The sequence below is a fragment of the Streptomyces sp. NPDC018045 genome (assembly GCF_044327445.1).
Lineage (GTDB): Bacteria > Actinomycetota > Actinomycetes > Streptomycetales > Streptomycetaceae > Streptomyces.
This window is the reverse complement of record NZ_JBIRFL010000005.1, coordinates 516,922-534,392: the sequence shown is the minus strand read 5'-3', so window position 1 is coordinate 534,392 and position 17,471 is coordinate 516,922. Positions and strand designations below refer to the sequence as shown.

General features: G+C 70.8%; 16 protein-coding genes. 12 read left to right on the top strand and 4 right to left on the bottom strand.

Going from position 1 to position 17,471, the window contains the following annotated elements; all coding sequences use genetic code 11:
- Nucleotides 1-163: 163 nt before the first annotated feature.
- The 3 genes from ACH4EB_RS16075 (at nt 164) to ACH4EB_RS16065 (ending at nt 2,087) form a co-directional block, all read left to right on the top strand.
- Complete coding sequence (locus tag ACH4EB_RS16075; RefSeq protein WP_398348066.1) at nt 164-748, top strand: 50S ribosomal protein L25/general stress protein Ctc; 585 nt, start codon at nt 164-166, stop codon at nt 746-748.
- Nucleotides 749-850: 102 nt separating this feature from the next.
- Nucleotides 851-1,444: an aminoacyl-tRNA hydrolase gene (gene pth, locus ACH4EB_RS16070; RefSeq protein ID WP_398348136.1), complete on the top strand. Its 594-nt coding sequence runs from the start codon at nt 851-853 to the stop codon at nt 1,442-1,444.
- Nucleotides 1,445-1,547: 103 nt separating this feature from the next.
- Entirely contained in the window at nt 1,548-2,087 is a 540-nt protein-coding gene (locus ACH4EB_RS16065; RefSeq protein WP_398348065.1) for a hypothetical protein, read from the top strand.
- A gap of 188 nt (nt 2,088-2,275) precedes the next feature.
- On the opposite strand, the gene ppc is transcribed toward ACH4EB_RS16065, so the two are convergent.
- A complete protein-coding gene (gene ppc / locus ACH4EB_RS16060; RefSeq protein WP_398348064.1) occupies nt 2,276-5,059 on the bottom strand; it encodes a phosphoenolpyruvate carboxylase in 2,784 nt (927 codons plus the stop codon).
- Between the two features lie 395 nt (nt 5,060-5,454).
- Between ppc and ACH4EB_RS16055 the strand changes: the two genes are divergently transcribed.
- The 6 genes from ACH4EB_RS16055 to ACH4EB_RS16030 all read left to right on the top strand — a co-directional run bounded on the left by ACH4EB_RS16055 (nt 5,455) and on the right by ACH4EB_RS16030 (nt 11,082).
- Entirely contained in the window at nt 5,455-6,447 is a 993-nt protein-coding gene (locus tag ACH4EB_RS16055) for an acyl-CoA desaturase (protein WP_398348063.1), read from the top strand.
- A gap of 22 nt (nt 6,448-6,469) precedes the next feature.
- Nucleotides 6,470-7,156 (top strand): TetR family transcriptional regulator, encoded by a 687-nt coding sequence (locus ACH4EB_RS16050; RefSeq protein WP_398348061.1) that lies wholly within the window; start codon nt 6,470-6,472, stop codon nt 7,154-7,156.
- Nucleotides 7,157-7,587: 431 nt separating this feature from the next.
- Nucleotides 7,588-7,881 carry a WXG100 family type VII secretion target gene (locus tag ACH4EB_RS16045; RefSeq protein WP_398348060.1) on the top strand — a complete coding sequence of 98 codons (294 nt, stop codon included), beginning with the start codon at nt 7,588-7,590 and terminating at the stop codon, nt 7,879-7,881.
- 60 nt (nt 7,882-7,941) lie between these two features.
- On the top strand, nt 7,942-9,177 hold the full coding sequence (locus ACH4EB_RS16040) for a WXG100 family type VII secretion target (RefSeq protein WP_398348059.1): 1,236 nt from the start codon (nt 7,942-7,944) through the stop codon (nt 9,175-9,177).
- Nucleotides 9,178-9,194: 17 nt separating this feature from the next.
- Entirely contained in the window at nt 9,195-10,334 is a 1,140-nt protein-coding gene (locus ACH4EB_RS16035; RefSeq protein WP_398348058.1) for a hypothetical protein, read from the top strand.
- A gap of 115 nt (nt 10,335-10,449) precedes the next feature.
- On the top strand, nt 10,450-11,082 hold the full coding sequence (locus tag ACH4EB_RS16030; RefSeq protein ID WP_398348057.1) for a hypothetical protein: 633 nt from the start codon (nt 10,450-10,452) through the stop codon (nt 11,080-11,082).
- A 161-nt stretch (nt 11,083-11,243) separates the two neighbouring features.
- On the opposite strand, the gene ACH4EB_RS16025 is transcribed toward ACH4EB_RS16030, so the two are convergent.
- On the bottom strand, nt 11,244-11,615 hold the full coding sequence (locus ACH4EB_RS16025) for a VOC family protein (protein WP_398348056.1): 372 nt from the start codon (nt 11,613-11,615) through the stop codon (nt 11,244-11,246).
- A gap of 17 nt (nt 11,616-11,632) precedes the next feature.
- Nucleotides 11,633-12,451, bottom strand: coding sequence for a trans-aconitate 2-methyltransferase (locus ACH4EB_RS16020; protein WP_398348055.1), 819 nt, complete (start codon nt 12,449-12,451; stop codon nt 11,633-11,635).
- Between the two features lie 144 nt (nt 12,452-12,595).
- Here ACH4EB_RS16020 and ACH4EB_RS16015 point away from each other — a divergent pair, with 144 nt between their 5' ends.
- From ACH4EB_RS16015 to ACH4EB_RS16005, 3 genes are all read left to right on the top strand, one after another.
- Nucleotides 12,596-13,093: a MarR family winged helix-turn-helix transcriptional regulator gene (locus ACH4EB_RS16015; RefSeq protein ID WP_398348054.1), complete on the top strand. Its 498-nt coding sequence runs from the start codon at nt 12,596-12,598 to the stop codon at nt 13,091-13,093.
- Between the two features lie 298 nt (nt 13,094-13,391).
- On the top strand, nt 13,392-14,120 hold the full coding sequence (locus tag ACH4EB_RS16010) for an SDR family NAD(P)-dependent oxidoreductase (protein ID WP_398348135.1): 729 nt from the start codon (nt 13,392-13,394) through the stop codon (nt 14,118-14,120).
- Between the two features lie 184 nt (nt 14,121-14,304).
- Entirely contained in the window at nt 14,305-16,404 is a 2,100-nt protein-coding gene (locus tag ACH4EB_RS16005) for a beta-galactosidase (RefSeq protein ID WP_398348052.1), read from the top strand.
- Nucleotides 16,405-16,455: 51 nt separating this feature from the next.
- Here ACH4EB_RS16005 and ACH4EB_RS16000 read toward each other — a convergent pair whose 3' ends face one another.
- Nucleotides 16,456-17,235 carry a LuxR C-terminal-related transcriptional regulator gene (locus tag ACH4EB_RS16000; RefSeq protein WP_398348051.1) on the bottom strand — a complete coding sequence of 260 codons (780 nt, stop codon included), beginning with the start codon at nt 17,233-17,235 and terminating at the stop codon, nt 16,456-16,458.
- Nucleotides 17,236-17,471: the final 236 nt, after the last annotated feature.

Sequence of the window (17,471 nt, the reverse complement as noted above, 5' to 3'; positions counted from 1 at the left end):
CGGGTAGACTCATGGAGTTGCTCGGCGAGGGAGGCCGCACTTTTCTGTGGTGCGGCGGTCCGTTATCGACGCGCTCTTCGTAGCAGGTCTGTCGTGGGCCGGGTGACGCCCCACAGATCCGTCCGGTCGTCCGTCGACCGCGCCGACTACGAGGAGTGCTGCCATGGCTGAGGTCAAGCTCGACGCCAAGATCCGTACCGACTTCGGTAAGGGTGCCGCCCGCCGTTCCCGCCGTGCGGACATGGTTCCCGCCGTGGTCTACGGCCACGGTGACGCGCCGAAGCACATCGCCATCCACAACCACGCGCTGATGATGGCCCTGAAGACCCCGAACGCGCTGATCCGTCTGGAGATGGACGGCGAGAACATGCTGGTCATCCCGAAGGCCGTGCAGCGTGAGGCCATCCGTGGCTTCCTGGTCCACGTGGACTTCCTGGCCGTGCGCAAGGGCGAGAAGGTCACCGTCGAGATCCCGATCCACACCGAGGGTGACCTGGCGCCGGGTGCGAACCTGCTGGAGCACCTGCTGAACACCCTGCCGCTGGAGGCCGAGGCCACCCACATCCCGGAGTCGGTGACCGTCTCCGTGGCGGGCCTGGACGCCGGTGACTCGGTGCACGCCAAGGACATCACCCTGCCGACCGGTTCGACGCTGGCGATCGACGAGGAGACCGTGGTGCTCCAGGTCGTCGCGGCGCAGGCCGAGGCGCCGGCGGCGGGCGAGGGCGACGAGTCCGCCGAGGGCTGATCGCTTCCGTAACGCGCGTTACTGTCAACCGCTGCTCCGCGCCGTCCGCGCGGGGCGGCGGTTGAGCCGTTTCACGGTGGGTCGCTGCAAGGAGACATGAGGATGACGACGGACGCCGAGGGTCCCTGGCTGGTCGCGGGGCTGGGCAATCCGGGCCCGGAGTACGCGGCCAACCGCCACAATGTGGGGTTCATGGTGGCGGATCTGCTCGCGGAGCGGATGCGTGGGCGTTTCAAGGCGCACAAGGCGCGGGCGCAGGTCGTTGAGGGCCGGATCGGTCCGCCGGGGCCCGGCAGCCGGCGGGTGGTGGTGACCAAGCCGATGACGTACATGAATCTGTCGGGTGGTCCGGTGACGGCGCTGCGGGACTTCTACAAGGTTCCGGTGGCCAACATCATCGCGGTGCACGACGAGCTGGACATCGATTACGGGGCGTTGCGGCTGAAGCTGGGTGGTGGCGACAACGGGCACAACGGGCTGAAGTCGATCACGAAGTCGCTGGGTGCGGAATATCACCGGGTGCGTTTCGGTATCGGTCGTCCGCCGGGGCGTATGCAGGTGGCGGATTTCGTGCTGAAGGACTTCTCCGGTGCGGAGCGCAAGGAGCTGGACTACTTCGTGGACCGGGCCGCGGACGCGGTGGAGGGGTTGATCGTGGACGGTCTGGAGCGGGCGCAGAGCACGTACAACTCGTGAGGGTGTGGCGTGGCGTAGGTGACGAAGGGGCGGTGGGCAGCAGGGCCGGACGAACCGGGCCCGAAGTTGACCGCGCGCAGTCAGATGGCCAAGGATCGCCGCCATGCCCAAGAGCAGTCCGAGTACGAAGAAGCGTGGCCGTACGGTCAAGAGGCGCAGCCGCATCCGTCGGCTGGGCGAGAGTGCCTATGGGCTGCTGCTCGTGGCCCGTACGGGGCTGATGGGGGCGTTGGCGCTGCTGTTGCTGGTGGCGGGCGTCTGGACGTCGTGGCACACGGCGCGGTACGCGATGCTGGTGGAGGCGCGGGAGCGCGGCACGATGACGGTGGCGGGCTGCCAGGACGACCGGTGTACGGGTCCGTACGTGCCGGCGGAGGGGAGCGGCCGGCGTCGGGAGCGGGTGTCGATAGCCGCGGCGGCGGCGCCGGACGAGGGTGAGCGGGTCGAGGTGACGGTGAAGCCCGGCTCGGACCGTGTCGTGCGTACCGGCCCTGGCGGCATTTTGCATGCGTGGGTCCCGTTCGCGGGTTCCTTGCTGCTGGCGGCGCTGGTGGTGGCGGGCGGTATGAAGTTGCGGCGTACGGCGTGGGTGATGGGTGCGCTGGGTGCGGTGCTGCTGGGGGCCACTTTCGCGGCGCTGTAGTGGTGGGTGCGGGCGGGCGCTCTCCGGGGGCTCGGGCTGGTGCGGTTGTCCCCTCGCGAGGTCCCGTACACGGCCGCCGGCCGGGGCACAGGCCCCGGCCGGCGTATCCACGCCCGTCCGGTGTTCGAGGGCGGTCAGTCATCCGGTGTGCGGCGGCCGGCCCGGGTCCCGCCGGGCCGGCCGTCGGATCATCCGGTGTTGCGGAGTCCCGCGGCCACGCCGTTGACCGTCAGGAGCAGGGCCCGGGCCAGGACCGGGTCGGCTTCCTCGCCACGTTCGGCGGCGGTCCGCTGGCGGTGCAGCAGGGTCACCTGGAGGTAGGAGATCGGGTCCAGGTAGGCGTCGCGGATGTGGAAGGTCTGCTTCAGGACCGGGTTGGATTCGAGCAGTTCGCTCTCGCCCGTGACGCGCAGGACTTCCTGCACGGTCAGTTCGTGCTCGGCCTTGATGGTGTCGAAGACGTGCTTGAGCTCGTCGGGCACGAGCGTGTCGACGTAGTGCCGGGCGATCCGCAGGTCGGTCTTGGCCAGCGTCATCTCGACGTTGGACAGGAAGTTGCGGAAGAAGTGCCAGTGCTCGTGCATCTCGTCGAGGACGACGTCGAGTCCGGCTTCGCGGGCGGCCTTGAGGCCCGTACCGACGCCGAACCAGCCGGGGACGATCTGGCGGGACTGGGTCCAGCCGAAGACCCACGGGATGGCGCGCAGGCCGTCGAGGCCGGCGCCGGAGTCGGGGCGGCGGGAGGGCCGGGAGCCGAGGTGGAGTTCGGCGAGCTGGTCGACCGGCGTGGACGCGAAGAAGTACGCGGGCAGGTCGGGGTCCTCGACGAGCTTGCGGTACGCGCCGTGGGCGGCGTCGGAGACGGTCTCCATGGCGGCGTCCCAGCGGGCGAGGGCCTCGTCGGACTGGCGGGGCGCGGTGTGCAGCGCGGAGGCCTGGAGGGTGGCGGCGACGGTCAGTTCCAGGTTCTCCCGGGCGAGGGAGGGGACCAGGTACTTGTCGGAGATGACCTCGCCCTGTTCGGTGACCTTGATCTCGCCTTCGAGGGTGCCGTAGGGCTGGGCGAGGATCGCGTCGTGGGAGGGGCCGCCGCCGCGGCCGACGGTGCCGCCGCGGCCGTGGAAGAGGCGTAGGCGTACGCCGTGCCGGTGGGCGACGTCGCGCAGCAGGCGCTGGGCGCGGTGGATCTCCCACTGGCTGGTGGTGATGCCGCCGAACTTGGAGGAGTCGGAGTAGCCGAGCATGACCTCCTGGACGTCGCCGCGCAGGGCGACCAGGCGCCGGTAGGAGGGGTCGGCGAGCATCTCGTCGAGGAGCTGGTCGGCGATCTTGAGTTCGTCGGTGGTCTCCAGGAGCGGCACGATGCCGATCTTGGCCCAGCCGGCGTGCAGGTCGATGAGGCCGGCTTCGCGGGCGAGGACGGTGGCGGCGAAGACGTCGTCGGAGCCCTGGCACATGGAGATGATGTACGACTCGACGACCTCGGGGCCGAAGGTCTCCTTGGCCTTGAGGACGGTGCGGAAGACGCCGAGGGTCTTGGCGCCGTCCTCGTCGAGGGGGGCGGGGCTGGGGGCGAGGGGGCGGCGCGAGCGCAGTTCCTTGGCGAGGAGCTTGCGGCGGTAGTCGCGCGGCATGTCGGTGTAGCGCCAGGATTCCTCGCCGAGGCGGTCGAAGAGCTGGCCGAGGGCGTGGTGGTGGGCGTCGGCGTGTTCGCGGACGTCCATGGTGGCGAGCTGGAGGCCGAAGGCGGCGATGGTGCGGATCGTGCGCTCCAGGCGGCCGTCGGCGACGAGGCCGCCGCGGTGCTCGCGCAGCGAGGTCTGGATGAGGGTGAGGTCCTCGATGAGGCCGGTGGTGCCGAGGTAGTCGCGGCCGGGGACGTGCGGGGTGTCGTTGGCCAGGCGCTCGCGGGTGTTGACGAGCTTCTGACGGATGCAGGTGGCCTTGAGGCGGTAGGGCTCCTCGGCGTTCAGCCGCTTGTAGCGGGGGCTGATCTCGGGGAGCGCGTCGAGGTCCTGCTGGAGGGAGGTGAGGAGTTCGTCGGTGGCGCCGCAGTTGCGGATGGAGTTGGACAGGGCGCCGCGCAGCTCGTCGATGTGTTCGAGGGCGTCGGTGATGCCGTGTTCGTGCTGGAGGATCAGGACGTCCCAGGTGACCTGAGGGGTGACGTTGGGGTTGCCGTCGCGGTCGCCGCCGATCCAGGTGCCGAAGGTGAGGGGGCGGGTGCCGGGCGGGAGCTGGGCGCCGGCCCGCTCCAGTTCGGCGGCGAGGTCTTCGAGGACGTCGCCGACGGCGCCGCGGCCGAGCTCGTCGAGGTAGTAGATGGCGTTGCGGGCCTCGTCGGTGGGCTCGGGGCGGGCGACGCGCAGTTCGTCGGTCTGCCAGATGAGGTCGATGTTCTCGGCGAGGCGCAGGTCGGCGCGGCGGCGCTCGGTGGTGTCCGTACGGTCGAGGAGTTCGGCGACCTTGCGGAGCTTGGTCAGGACGGAGCGGCGGGCGGCTTCGGTGGGGTGTGCGGTGAAGACGGGCCGTACGCCGAGGTTGGCGGCGGTGGCGCGCAGGTGCTCGGGGTCGGCGTCCTTGAGCATGTCGGCGGTGCGGGCGAGGATGCCGCCTTCGGCGGCGCGCTTGGCGCGCAGTTCGCGGCCGCGGTGGACCTGCTCGGTGACGTTGGCGAGGTGGAAGTAGGTGGAGAAGGCGCGGACCAGCTTGGCGGCGGTGGCCAGGTCGGTCTCGCCGAGGAGCCGGGCGGCGGCCTCGCCGTCGGTGCGGGTCAGGGCACGGACCTGTTCGACGAGGTCGAGCAGTTCCTGGCCTTCCTGGCGGACGAGGGTCTCGCCGAGGAGGTCGCCGAGGCGGCGGATGTCGGCGCGCAGGGGCCCGTTGTCACGGGCGGCGTCGGGGGCGGCCGGGGTGTCGGTGGCGTCGGTGCGCTCGTCGGTCGCGGCGGGGGTGTTGTCGGCACTGCTCACAGGTGCGGCTCCTTGCAGTGATCTTCGTGATCTGAGCACGTCCGGGCGCTGGCAGGGGTGCTCCCCAGCGGCTGCTGGGGGTGCCCCCGGCGGCTGCTGGGGGCGGTTCGCGGACCGCGCTGTCCGACGTTCCCCAGGATAGGTCTCCGCGGCGTCGGCGGATCACTCTGTCCGTTCTGTGGGCACCTACCTGTCGCGGTCGGCGCTCACACCTGGTCGTTGTCCATGTGTGACGGAACTTGCACTCTTCCCTGCCTTGTTTTGCCGCAATTCGGTCACCCGTTACCGACCTGTCGGACCCTTGTCCGTGCTGGCGACGCTGCCATACTTACGAGACCGTAGGTTACGGTCCCGTAGCCGTAACCGTGCCCCGAGCCCCCGACGAGGGACACCACATGACCGCTAGCCCCGAAGTCATCGAAGAGTCACCGAAAACCGCCGAAGACCCGCTGCCGTCCGCGACGCTCGGCAGTGACAGCAAACGCTCGGTCGAACAGATCACCCTGCTGCTGTTCATCACCCTGCCCTTCGTGGCGCTGGTGGCCGCGGTGCCGCTGGCCTGGGGCTGGGGCGTGAGCTGGCTCGACCTGGCGCTGCTGGCGGCGATGTACTTCATCGGCTGCCACGGCATCACCATCGGCTTCCACCGCTACTTCACCCACGGCGCCTTCAAGGCCAGGCGCCCGCTGCGGATCGCGCTGGCGATCATGGGCTCGCTGGCGGTCGAGGGGCCGCTGGTGCGCTGGGTGGCCGACCACCGCAAGCACCACAAGTTCTCCGACGCCGAGGGTGACCCGCACTCCCCCTGGCGGTTCGGCGAGACGGTGCCGGCGCTCATGAAGGGCCTGTGGTGGGCCCACATCGGCTGGATGTTCGACGAGGAGCAGACGCCGCAGCACAAGTACGCGCCGGACCTGATCAAGGACGACGCGATCCGCCGCGTCTCCCGCCAGTTCGTCCTGTGGACGGTCGTCTCCCTGCTCACCCCGCCCCTGATCGGGGGCCTGGTCACGATGTCCTGGCAGGGCGCGGCCACCGCGTTCTTCTGGGGCTCGCTGGTCCGCGTCGGCCTGCTCCACCACGTCACCTGGTCGATCAACTCCATCTGCCACGCCGTCGGCAAGCGCCCGTTCAAGTCCCGCGACCGCTCCGGCAACGTCTGGTGGCTGGCGGTGCTCTCCTGCGGCGAGTCCTGGCACAACCTGCACCACGCCGACCCGACGTGCGCACGGCACGGCGTGCTGAAGGGGCAGCTCGACTCCAGCGCCCGCCTCATCCGCTGGTTCGAAAAGGCCGGCTGGGCGTACGACGTGCGCTGGCCGAACGCCTCGCGGCTCGACGCCAAGCGCCTGGACGAGGCCGGGCGCGGGGCTGCCGGTCGGCCGTAGCCGGGGGAGGCATGATGGACGGGTGGCGATCGACGGCAGCAGCGTGAACGACAACCAGGGCAAGGCCCCCTCCGGCGCGGGCACCCGACGCACCCGCAGGGTGCGGATGACGGGCGCCCAGCGCCGTGAGCAGTTGCTCGACATCGGTCGCGCCCTCTTCGCGGAGCGCGGCTTCGAGGGCACCTCGGTCGAGGAGATCGCGGCCAAGGCCGGCGTCTCCAAGCCGGTCGTGTACGAGCACTTCGGCGGCAAGGAAGGGCTGTACGCGGTCGTGGTGGACCGCGAGATGCGCCAGCTCCTGGACATGGTCACCGGCGCCCTGACCGCCGGCCACCCCCGCGAACTCCTCGAACAGGCCGCGTTCGCGCTCCTCGACTACATCGAGACGTACACCGACGGCTTCCGCATCCTGGTCCGCGACTCCCCCGTCGCCCAGTCCACCGGCACCTTCGCGTCGCTGATCAGCGACATCGCCACCCAGGTGGAGGACATCCTGGGCCTGGAGTTCAAGGCCCGCGGCTTCGACCCGAAGCTGGCCCCCCTGTACGCCCAGGCCCTGGTCGGCATGGTCGCCCTGACCGGCCAGTGGTGGCTGGACGCCCGCAAACCGAAAAAGCCCGAGGTGGCCGCCCACCTGGTAAACCTCGCCTGGCACGGCCTCGACGGCCTGGAACCCAAGCCCCGCCTGATAGGCCACCGCCGATCCTGACCGGGAGGCCGCGCCGAGCCCGATACGGACTTCCGCTCGCGCCGCCTCCGCCACGGAGCGGACAGCCCCCGCGCCACAGAACCACTCACCCGTCAGGGAACTCCCTGCACGGGCCTCGCGCATATCACCAAATAAGAGCTATAGGGCGACAAGAGAGCCTCAAGACCCATAACCTCCCATCCCCCACTCGGTGCGACACTCACCGAAATATGACCGAATTAACTAAGCCACGGCGCAGGACTATTTCCACTCCCTTTACCCTCTCATCACCTGAGCTCATACCAACACGCGCTATAATCCCCCCACATTTCCTCGCGCCCCTCCCCCACCCCGCCTCGATATTCACGACGCGGACGCCGTAATCTCTCCCCACGACATTCAGGGAAAGACCTGGCTGAAACAGCCGCACTCCACGGGGGGCGAACCGCGACATGGCGAATGACTTCCGGATCGACGTCGAGCGCGTACAGAAGATGCTCACCAAACTCTCGGACGCCGACGACCGTATGCGGGACGCTCAGAAGCGCCTGAACAAGGTGGGCCCGAAGGCCCTGGGTACCGAGGGCCTCGACGACGCCTGTGACGAGTTCCAGGACCAGTGGGGCGATGGCATCAAGCGCATCGCGGACGCCGCCAAAGACATCCACGAACGCCTCAAGGCCACACTGGATGCCTACCAAGCCGGCGAAGAGGAAAACCGCAAGATGCTCAGCGGCAAGAAGTAACCGCCCGAGCGGCCGGTACCAAATCTTTCACCCTGGGGGGAACGCATGTCCTGGCGGAGCATGTTCATCGAGGACGATTCGGCGTGGCCCGGCGTCGGCTTCAATCCGGCCAAGGGAGATCTGCACGCGATCCAGGCGCTGGCGTCCGACGTCAAGTCCGTCGGTGACGAACTCGATGAGCTCGACCAACTGCTCAAGGCCGTCGGCAAGAGCGACGGCGCGTGGGAGGGCGAGGCGGCACAAAACTTCGCCAAGAAGCTCGGCGAGCTGCCCAAGTACCTCAAGCAGGGCAGCGAGTCCATGCACGACTGCGCGAAGGCGCTGCGTGGCTGGCACACCCACCTGCAGACCTTCCAGGACAAGGCCGGGAAGGTCGAGGCGGAAGCCGCCCCGGCCCGCAAGCAGGCGGACGCCGACCGCGAGCACTTCAACGAGCTGTACCGCAAGTACCAGCCGTACTTCGGCCAGCCGATGGAAGCGGCGGAAGCCAAGAAAATCGACGACACGATGGACGCGGTCCGCGACAAGGCCAACACCTCCAAGGACAAGCTCGACGACCTGGTCCGCGAGGCGGAGCGCATCCACGCCCAGTGGAAGGACCGCGCCGGCGAGGCTGAACGCGCCATCCTCAAGGCCTCGGAGAATCACCCGCCGGACATCCACTGGTGGAACCGCGCCGTCGACGGCCTCAAGAGCGCGTGGCGGGGGTTCAAGGACTGGTTGGTGGAGCATGCGGATCTGCTGTCCAACATCTCTGCGGGGCTGGCAGCGGCTGCGCTGGCGGTCAATGTCATCCCCGTGGTCGGTCAGGTGGGGTCCGCCCTTCTGGGCGGCGCCTCGGCGGTGTGTGCGGCAGGTGCGATGGCAGGCCACTGGATGGGCAACGCCCGCGGCAACGGCACGCCGGGCTGGAAAGTCGGCCTGGACGCGCTCGGCGTGCTACCCGGGTTCGGCGGCGCGATCAAGGTCGCTACCGCCGGATTCAAGGAAGCCGCTGCCGGGGCCAAGTTGGGCGCGAAGGTGGGCGGCGCCGTCAAAGGGCTGGGCAACGTCAAGAACGTCCTCAGGGAGACTCCCGGAGGCATCCGCGACGGCCTGGCGAAGCCCTTCAGCATGAAGATGATCAACGCCGGGCTGGGCAAGGCGTTCGGAGGAGCGCAGCTTTCCGACGGCGCCATTCACGGCATCCAGCTCGGAATCAAGGGCGGTTCTTTCCTCCACGGGCAGGATCACCGTCCGTCCGGGCAGGAGCAGACGGCTTCCGGGGCCAAGTTCCACCAGACGCTCGCGGCCTGATACGAGGGGTTTCCCGCATGTCACAGACACCACTCGAAGGCATGAGCGGCCAGACGGCACCGACCGCGGCCCAACCGCGTTCACGGCTGCACATCGGTTGGATCATGCCGCCGTTCCTTCGCGAGGTACCGCTCGACGCTCCGGACGCCGATGCCGCAGCCGAGCGTCTGCATGCATTGGTCACCGAACTGATGCCGGAGCACTCGGCGCAGGACCAGTTCCGTTTCGCTCTGGGCATCGGTGCGCAGATGGAAGCGATGATCGAGGCCGACGTTATGTATGCCGGGTTGTGCTTCCTGGAAGTGGAGGGGCGTCCCACGGCTTCCACCATCATGGTCAGCCAGGTCGAGCACGACAGTACGGACGAAGAGAGCCTGCTGCGTGTCACTCGGGAGGCGCTGGAACGCAAGCATCCGGACGACGAGTACCAGATCGTCGAGCTGCCATGCGGTCCTGCTCTGACCCGTGTCGGCTCCGCTGTCTTCCTCCTCGACGCCGGGTGGTCGCCCACCGGTCAGCCGCTGCCGGTGCAGCAGTCGCAGATCCAGGTGTACATCCCCCTGCCCGGCACCCGGGAAATGCTCATTTTCACTCTCGATTGCCCGTCCCCTGAGGCGTGGGAACTGCACTCCGAACTCTTCGCCGAGATCCTCAAGACCATCGATTGGGGCACTGACCAGGAGATCGAGGACTACCGGGCCATGCGACAGAGCGCGCCGGTGACGGCGGTCGAGCCGGCCGCGGCGGTTCAGCAAGAATTGTTCTGGCACTCCAGCCGCCTGCTGGATGCCGCCGCGCTGTCGGCTCGCATAGTCGGCGGCCGACAGGCCACCACGGTCACGTGTGCGGTCTGCTGGCGCAAGGGCTTGCGTTCCGCCTGTTCGGCGAAGCACGGCTGGCGCCTCGAAGGTGCGCAGGCTGCCGACCTCACAGCGGCACTCTCCCGTGTCGTCACTGCTTTCGCCTCCCAAGGATGGGAAATGGCTCCGGCCGACAATGGTGAAGGCGTGCGAGCACAGGCCGGGGATGCAGTGACTCCGCGGTCCACGGGCTTTGCGTTTTCTCTCTCCACAGATGCAGCGGCCGGCGTATTATCCGCTGAAGTCACGTCGCCCTGCGAACGCACTTCGGCCTCGGCGGATTCGGTGTTCGGATGACGAGAGAGCCGTGCGTCCCCTCGACGAGCACCTCGCCCGGGAGGAACCGACGATGGTGCGGGCTCGTCCCACCGATTGCCGCCGCGATTCCCGACAGACCCAGGAGTTCTCAGTCGTGACACCCGAGCTTGAGCAGAAGGTCCTGTCCGCGCTACCGCCGGGCGAGCGGCTCCTGGCGGGCTTCGCGGTCTCACGTTCGCTGGCGTTCAGCCGGAGTCAGGGCGGGAGCAGCAGTGCGCCGGACTCGCGGCGGCCCAAGGTGCTGGTGGGGCAGGAGAAGGATGGGGACGGCTGGGCCCGCTTCCTTTCCCGGCTCTTTCGTATCTTCACCACCGATGTGCCTTCCCAGCAACGAGGTGCCTCCATCGAAGGGCCTTCGCTGCGGGGCAAGCGCCAGAAGGACAAGGAATCGTTCTTCGGCGGGTGGGACAGTCTGGCCGGGCAGTTCCTTGTGGCCGGTCAGCCGCGGTCCAAGACCGGGGCGGCCGCCGTCGTGGCCGTCACGGACGTCAGTCTGCGTTTTGTCTACGTCCAGTACCGGCGTATCCGTGGCGGGCTGGGTGAGGCCGTCGAGCTGGGCGTCTCCTTCCCGCATGATGTCCTGGCCTGGACCCGGCGCCACGAGCCGAAGAACGAGATGCAGTTCGGTTTTTCCGATGGGTCCTGGGGGACTCTGTTCGTCTCCGACGAGGCCGATTTCATCAAGCATTTCCCGGGGACGCTCAGCCACCGGGACCCCATTCCGTAAATCGTCGCCTCATCGGGCGGTTGGTGGGCGGATTCAGCGTCATGCGGACGACCACCGGCCGTGACACGGTGAGTTCCGCTGCGCCGGCCCAGGCTTTTCTCCAGGTGTTCCCCGGCGCCCCGCCCCAGACGCTCCCCTTCCGTAGGCAGGCCACCGCACGGTCACCGGCTGCTCCGCCGCTCCAGGAACTCCAGCCGATTGCCGACCGGGTCCACCACATAGAAGCGGTCGTGCCCGGGAAGTTCGTCGTCCCAGGTGACGGTGGTGCCGTGGGTGGTCAGGCGGGTGGCGTGGGTGTGGATGGCGGTGACGCGTAGGGCGGGGTGGGCCTTGTGGGCGGGGTGGAAGTGGGGGTCGATGCCGAGGTGGAGTTGGGCGGTGGGGCCGGCCTCGAACCAGCATCCGCCTCGGGTGGCGAGTGCCGGGGGCTTGGGGATCTCCCGTAGGCCGAGGACGCCGCCGTAGAACGCGCGCAGGGCGGTTTCGCTGCCGGGCGGGGCGGCGAGCTGGACGTGGTCGAGGCCGGTGATCATGGCTTCACCTCAGTGGGTCAGTGTTCCTTGTGGGCCACCACGAAGATGCGGCGGAACGGGAAGACCGTGCCGTGCGGGCCGGGCGGGTAGGACTTGCGCAGCAGGTCGCGGTACTGGGAGAGGAATTCGTCGCGGGCCGCCGGGTCGTCCTCCAGGGCGGTCAGCACGGGGCGCAGGGCGGTGCCCTTGACCCAGTCGAGGACCGGGTCCTCGCCGGGCAGGAGCTGGACGTAGGTCGTCTCCCAGGCGTCCACCGCGCAGCCGAGCGCGGTGAGGCGTTCCAGGTAGGCGGTGGGGTCGAGGATGTGGACGAAGCGGCGGCCGTGGCCGGCGAGGCGGTCGCGCCATTGGGGTTCGTCGCAGAGTTCGCCGAGCAGTGCGTGGCTGGGCGCGGTGAAGTTGCCGGGGACCTGGAAGGCGAGGGTGCCGCCGGGGGTGAGGCCGTCGATCCACGCGGGGAAGGAGGCGGGGTGGTCGGGGACCCACTGGAGCGCCGCGTTGGAGACGATCAGGTCGAACGGTTCGGCGGGGCGCCAGTCCGCGGCGTCGGCGGGTCCGAAGTCGAGGTGGCCGCCGCCGGGGGTGGGGCCCGCGTACGCCTCGGCCTCCTTGAGCATGTCCGCGGAACTGTCCAGGCCGGTGATGTGCGCGTCGGGCCAGCGGTCGGCGAGCTGGACGGTGACGTTGCCGGGGCCGCAGCCGAGGTCGGCGATGCGGGCGGGGCGGTTGCGGTGGGGCAGCTCGGGTATGCGGGCGAGGAGATCGTGGAACGGGCGCGTACGGTGTCCGGCGTGGCGCAGGTACTGCTGCGGATCCCAGGTTGGTGCGACGTGCATGTTCGAACCCCTTCGGCTGGTGCAGGGTTGGTACAGGCCACGCGAGCGCGGCGTGAGCCCACCGCCGACGATGCCCAATAGTCCGCGAGAATATATCTTGATGTCAAGAGACTTTACGTCGACAGACCAACTAGACTGATCGACATGGAGGACGAGGTCGATCGACTGGTCGCAGCATGGCGCCGGGAGCGCCCGGACCTCGACGTGGAACCACTTGAGGTCCTCAGCCGCATCAGCAGGCTGGCCAGACACCTCGACCGCGCGCGCCGCCTCGCCTTCTCCGAGGTCGGTCTGGAGCCCTGGGAGTTCGACGTGCTCACCGCGCTGCGCCGCGCGGGGGCCCCGTATCAACTCTCCCCCGGCGCGCTGCTGACGCAGACCCTCGTCACGTCCGGCACGATGACCAACCGCATCGACCGGCTGACAAAGAAGGGCCTGGTCGAACGGCTGCCCGACCCCAGCGACCGGCGCGGCGTACTGGTCCGGCTGACCCCGGAGGGGCGCGAGGCGGCCGACGAGTCTCTGGCCGGGCTGCTCACGCAGGAGCGCGCGATCCTGGCCGAGCTGTCCCACCAGCAGCGCGGCGAACTGGCCGGGCTGCTGCGGCAGTTGACGGCGCCGTTCGACAACACGCCGGGCTGACGGCCGTACGGGACCGCCGGTCGGCCCGCCCCCGTCCCCTTGCCGCGCCCCCGCCCGTTGGGCTTGGATCGCGACCATGAGCCAGCACGGCCCACGGGGCCAGCAGGGGCACGAAGCCGGGCCGGGGCACGAGATCCGGTCAGGCCACGAAGTCGGGCCGGGGCACGAAGCCGGGCCAGGCCACGAGGCCCGGCCTGGCCCGCAGGACCCGTACGGGCAGCAGGGCCGCCCCGGGCGGCACGGGCACCGGCGGCCTGTCGGAGCGCCGGACGGATCACGGTTCACCGGGCGTACGGCCCTGGTGACCGGCGCCGCCGCCGGGATCGGCGCGGCGACCGCCGACCGGCTGGCGGCCGAGGGCGCGCGGGTGCTGCTCCTGGACATCGACGACGAGCGCGGCGAGCGCACCGCCCGCCGGATCCGCGCCCTCGGCGGCCGGGCCTCGTACGAGCACTGCGACGTGGCACGCGAGGACCACTGGCAGCGCGCCGCGCGGACCGCCCGGGAGCGGTACGGGCCGGTGGACGCGCTGGTCAGCAACGCCGCCCTGCAAGGTCCGCACGCGCCCGCCGACCTGGCGGCGCCGGCGGACTGGGACCGGCAGCTCGCGGTGAACCTGACCGGGGCCTTCCTGGGCGTGCGGGCCGTACTGCCGGATCTGCGGGAGCGGCGCGGCGCGGTCGTGCTCACCTCGTCGGTGCAGGCGCACTTCGGCCTGCCGGGCCGTCCCGCGTACGCGGCGTCCAAGGCGGGGCTGACCGGGCTGGCGCGCCAGCTCGCGGTCGAGTACGGGCCGCAGGTCCGGGTGAACAGCGTGCTGCCGGGCCCGGTGCTGACCGCCGCCTGGGAGTCCGTCGACGCGGCGGACCGGCGGGCCAGCGCCGAGGCGACGGCGGCCGGGCGGCTCGGGCGGCCGGAGGAGGTGGCGGCCGCCGTCGCGTTCCTGCTCTCCGGTGACGCGTCGTACGTGACCGGGGCGGACCTGGTCGTGGACGGTGGCTGGAGCGTACGGAAGAGCTCCTCCTGACGGGCGGCCCCCTCCTGGGCGGACGAACGCGTCCTGACGGGTGCGCCGCACCGGTGCGCGGCCGGATGTGCGCGGTGCGGGGCCCGCGCGCGGGAATCATGGGGGTACGGGTGGCCCGCCCCGCGCACGGCCGGTCGTGCCGCCCGCAGCTCGTGCCGGTACACGTCGCGACCAAGGGAACCCGATGGGCATCCATTTCGGTGCGGACTACAACCCCGAGCAGTGGCCCGAGGAGGTGTGGGAAGAGGACCTCAGCCTGATGAAGCGGGCCCACGTCACCATGGTCACCGCCGGGATCTTCTCGTGGGCGAAGGCCGAGCCCCGGCCCGGTGCGTACGACTTCGACTGGTTCGACCGCGTCCTGGACGGCCTCGGCGGCGCGGGCGTCCGCGTGTGCCTGGCCACCATGACCGCCTCCCCGCCGCCGTGGCTCACCCGCGCGCACCCGGAGGTGCTGCCGCAGGGCCCGGACGGGCAGCGCCGCTGGCCCGGCGGCCGGCAGCACTACTGCCCGTCCAGCCCGGTCTACCGCGAGCACGCGGTCCGCCTCGTCGAACGGCTCGCCGCCCGCTACGCCGGGCACTCGGCGCTGGCCCTGTGGCACGTCGGCAACGAGTACGGCTGCCACACCCGCCAGTGCTTCTGCGACGTGTCCGCCGCGGACTTCCGGCGCTGGCTGCGCGCGCGGTACGGGAGCGTGGCGCGGCTCAACGACGCCTGGTCGACGGCCTTCTGGTCGCAGGCGTACACGGACTTCGAGGAGGTGCTGCCGCCGCGTACCGCGCCCACCTTCCCCAACCCGGCCCACCAGCTCGACTACCTGCGCTTCGGCGACGACGCGCTGCGCCGCTGCTATCTGGCGGAACGGACGGTGCTGGAGCGGGTGTGCCCCGGGGTGCCGGTGACCACGAATCTGATGCCGTTCCACAAGCCGGTGGACGCCTTCGCGTGGTCGCGGGACATGGACGCGATGGCACTGGACTTCTACCAGGACCCGTTCGACCCGGAGACGCATCTGAAGGCCGCGTACACCTTCGACCTGATGCGTTCGGCGCGCGGCGGGCAGCCCTGGCTGCTGCTGGAGCAGGCGCCCGGCGCGGTGAACTGGCGGGCCCGCAACGGGCCCAAGCCACCGGGCGCGATGCGCCTGTGGAGCTGGCAGGCCGTCGCGCAGGGCGCGGACGCCGTCCTGTACTTCCAGTGGCGGCAGTCGCGCGGCGGCGCGGAGAAGTTCCACTCCGCGGTGGTGCCGCACGCCGGTACGGACACCCGGATCTTCCGCGAGGCCGCGGAGCTGGGGCGGGAGCTGGCGTCCGTACCGGAGATCGCGGGGACGCGGGTGGTGCGGCCGACGGCGGCGCTGGTGACGGACTGGGACAGTTGGCGGGCCCTGGAGCTGGACTCCCACCCGTCGACGGCGCTGCGCCTGCCGGAGCTGGCGCTGGGGCACTACCGTCCGCTGTTCGAGGCGGGTGTCGCGTGCGACGTCGTGCCACCGGACCGTGACCTGTCCGGCTACCGGCTGGTCGTCGTGCCGAACCTGTATCTGCTGACCGAGGACGGCGCCCAGCGGCTGGCGTCCTACGTGCGGGGCGGCGGGCATCTGCTGGTGTCGTTCTTCTCGGGCGTCGTGGACGACTGCGACCGGGTGCACCCCGGCGGCTGTCCGGGGCCGCTGCGGTCGCTGCTGGGCCTGCGGGTGGAGGAGTTCTGGCCGCTGGACGAGGGTGCGACGGTGGGCGTACGGGGCCTGGCGGGCGGGCGGCGGGCGCGGGGTGGCGGGCCCGGCGGCGGCCAGGGGCACGCGACGGCGGGCGGCGCCTGGGAGCTGCCCGCCGGTACGGCGGACCTGTGGTCGGAGGCCGTCCGCCTCGAAGGCGCCGAGCCCGTCGCACGGTTCACGGACGGTGACCTGGCGGGCGGCCCGGCCGTCACCCGGCACGGTTACGGCGCGGGCACGGTGACGTACGTCGCCACCCGCCTCGAACCGGCGCTGATGCGTGCCCTGATGGACGGCGTTCGGGCGACGGCGGGCGTCCGGCCGGTGCTGGCCGGGCTGCCCGAAGGAGTGCAGGCCACCGTACGGGAGGGCGCCGGCGGGCGCTTCCTCTTCCTGCTCAACCACGGCGCGGGGGCAGCCGACATCGCCTTGCCCTGCCCGATGGCCGACGCGCTCACCGGGACGCGCGGGGAGCGGGCGGGCCACACGTACCGGATAGCGCTGCCGGCCCGCGGCGTGGCCGTGCTGAGGGACCCGCACGGGGCGGTGTCCGCGGGCGCCTGACCGGGAAGCGGCCGGTGCCGGGCGCGGCGCGGGCCGGGCCCGCGCCGGTCCTCAGGTCAGCGCGGACGCCGCGGCGGTGGCCGGTTCCAGCTCCACCGGGCCCACCCCGGCCCGCCGCGCCAGTGCCACGGCGGCGAGCGTCGAGTGGACGCCCAGCTTGCCGAGCACGTTCTGCATGTGTGTACGGACCGTGTGCGGGGACAGGAAGAGCCGCTCGGCGACCGCCTTGCGGCCCAGCCCCGCCACCATGCAGCGCAGCACCTCGCGCTCGCGCGGGGTCAGCGACTCCACCAGCCGCTCGCTCTCCGTACGGTGCTTGCGGGCCGCCGTCAGCTCCCGCAGGACGCCGGTCAGCAGCGCGGGCGGCAGGTGCGTCTCGTCGCGCAGCACGCCGCGGATGACGGCGAGCAGGCGGGAGAGCGAGCAGTCCTTGGCGACCCAGCCGCCGGCGCCCGCCTGCAGGGCGAAGGCGGCCCGGCGCGGGTCGTCCTTCTCGGCGAGCACGACGGTACGGACGTACGGGTACGCCGTACGGACGCCCGCGACCAGCGAGATGCCGTCCAGCGGGCCGCCGTCCGAGGCGCCGTCGCGGCCCTGCGCGGGCCGGTCCGGTACGGATGCCAGCGGCGCCGGGACGGTGCCGAGGTCGGCGTCGATGAGCATCACGTCGAAGCGCCGGCCGTCCGTGGCCGCCCGCTCCAGGCTGCGCAGGGCCGCCGGTCCGCTGCCGGCCGCGGCCACGTCCACGTCCTGTTCGGCCGCGAGCGCGGCCGCCAGGGACTCGGCGAAGATGCGGTGGTCGTCGACCACCAGAACCCGGATGCGTTGCACTGAGACCCCCTGTCTCGGGGAACGGACCAAGTGGGCACGACGCCCGGGACAAAGGCCGACGCAGCCGCACGGCCGCCGCCGTGCCGCATGACCGCCCCACCCCGGGCGTCGTACCCGACTGTCTCGCCCCCTGATCAGCACCGGCCCCCACCGGTGCTGGGACTCAGAGTACGGACGGGGTGCGGCAACGGAAGGCTATTGGCAAAACTGCCCGGCCCGAGTGTTCAGGGTGGGGC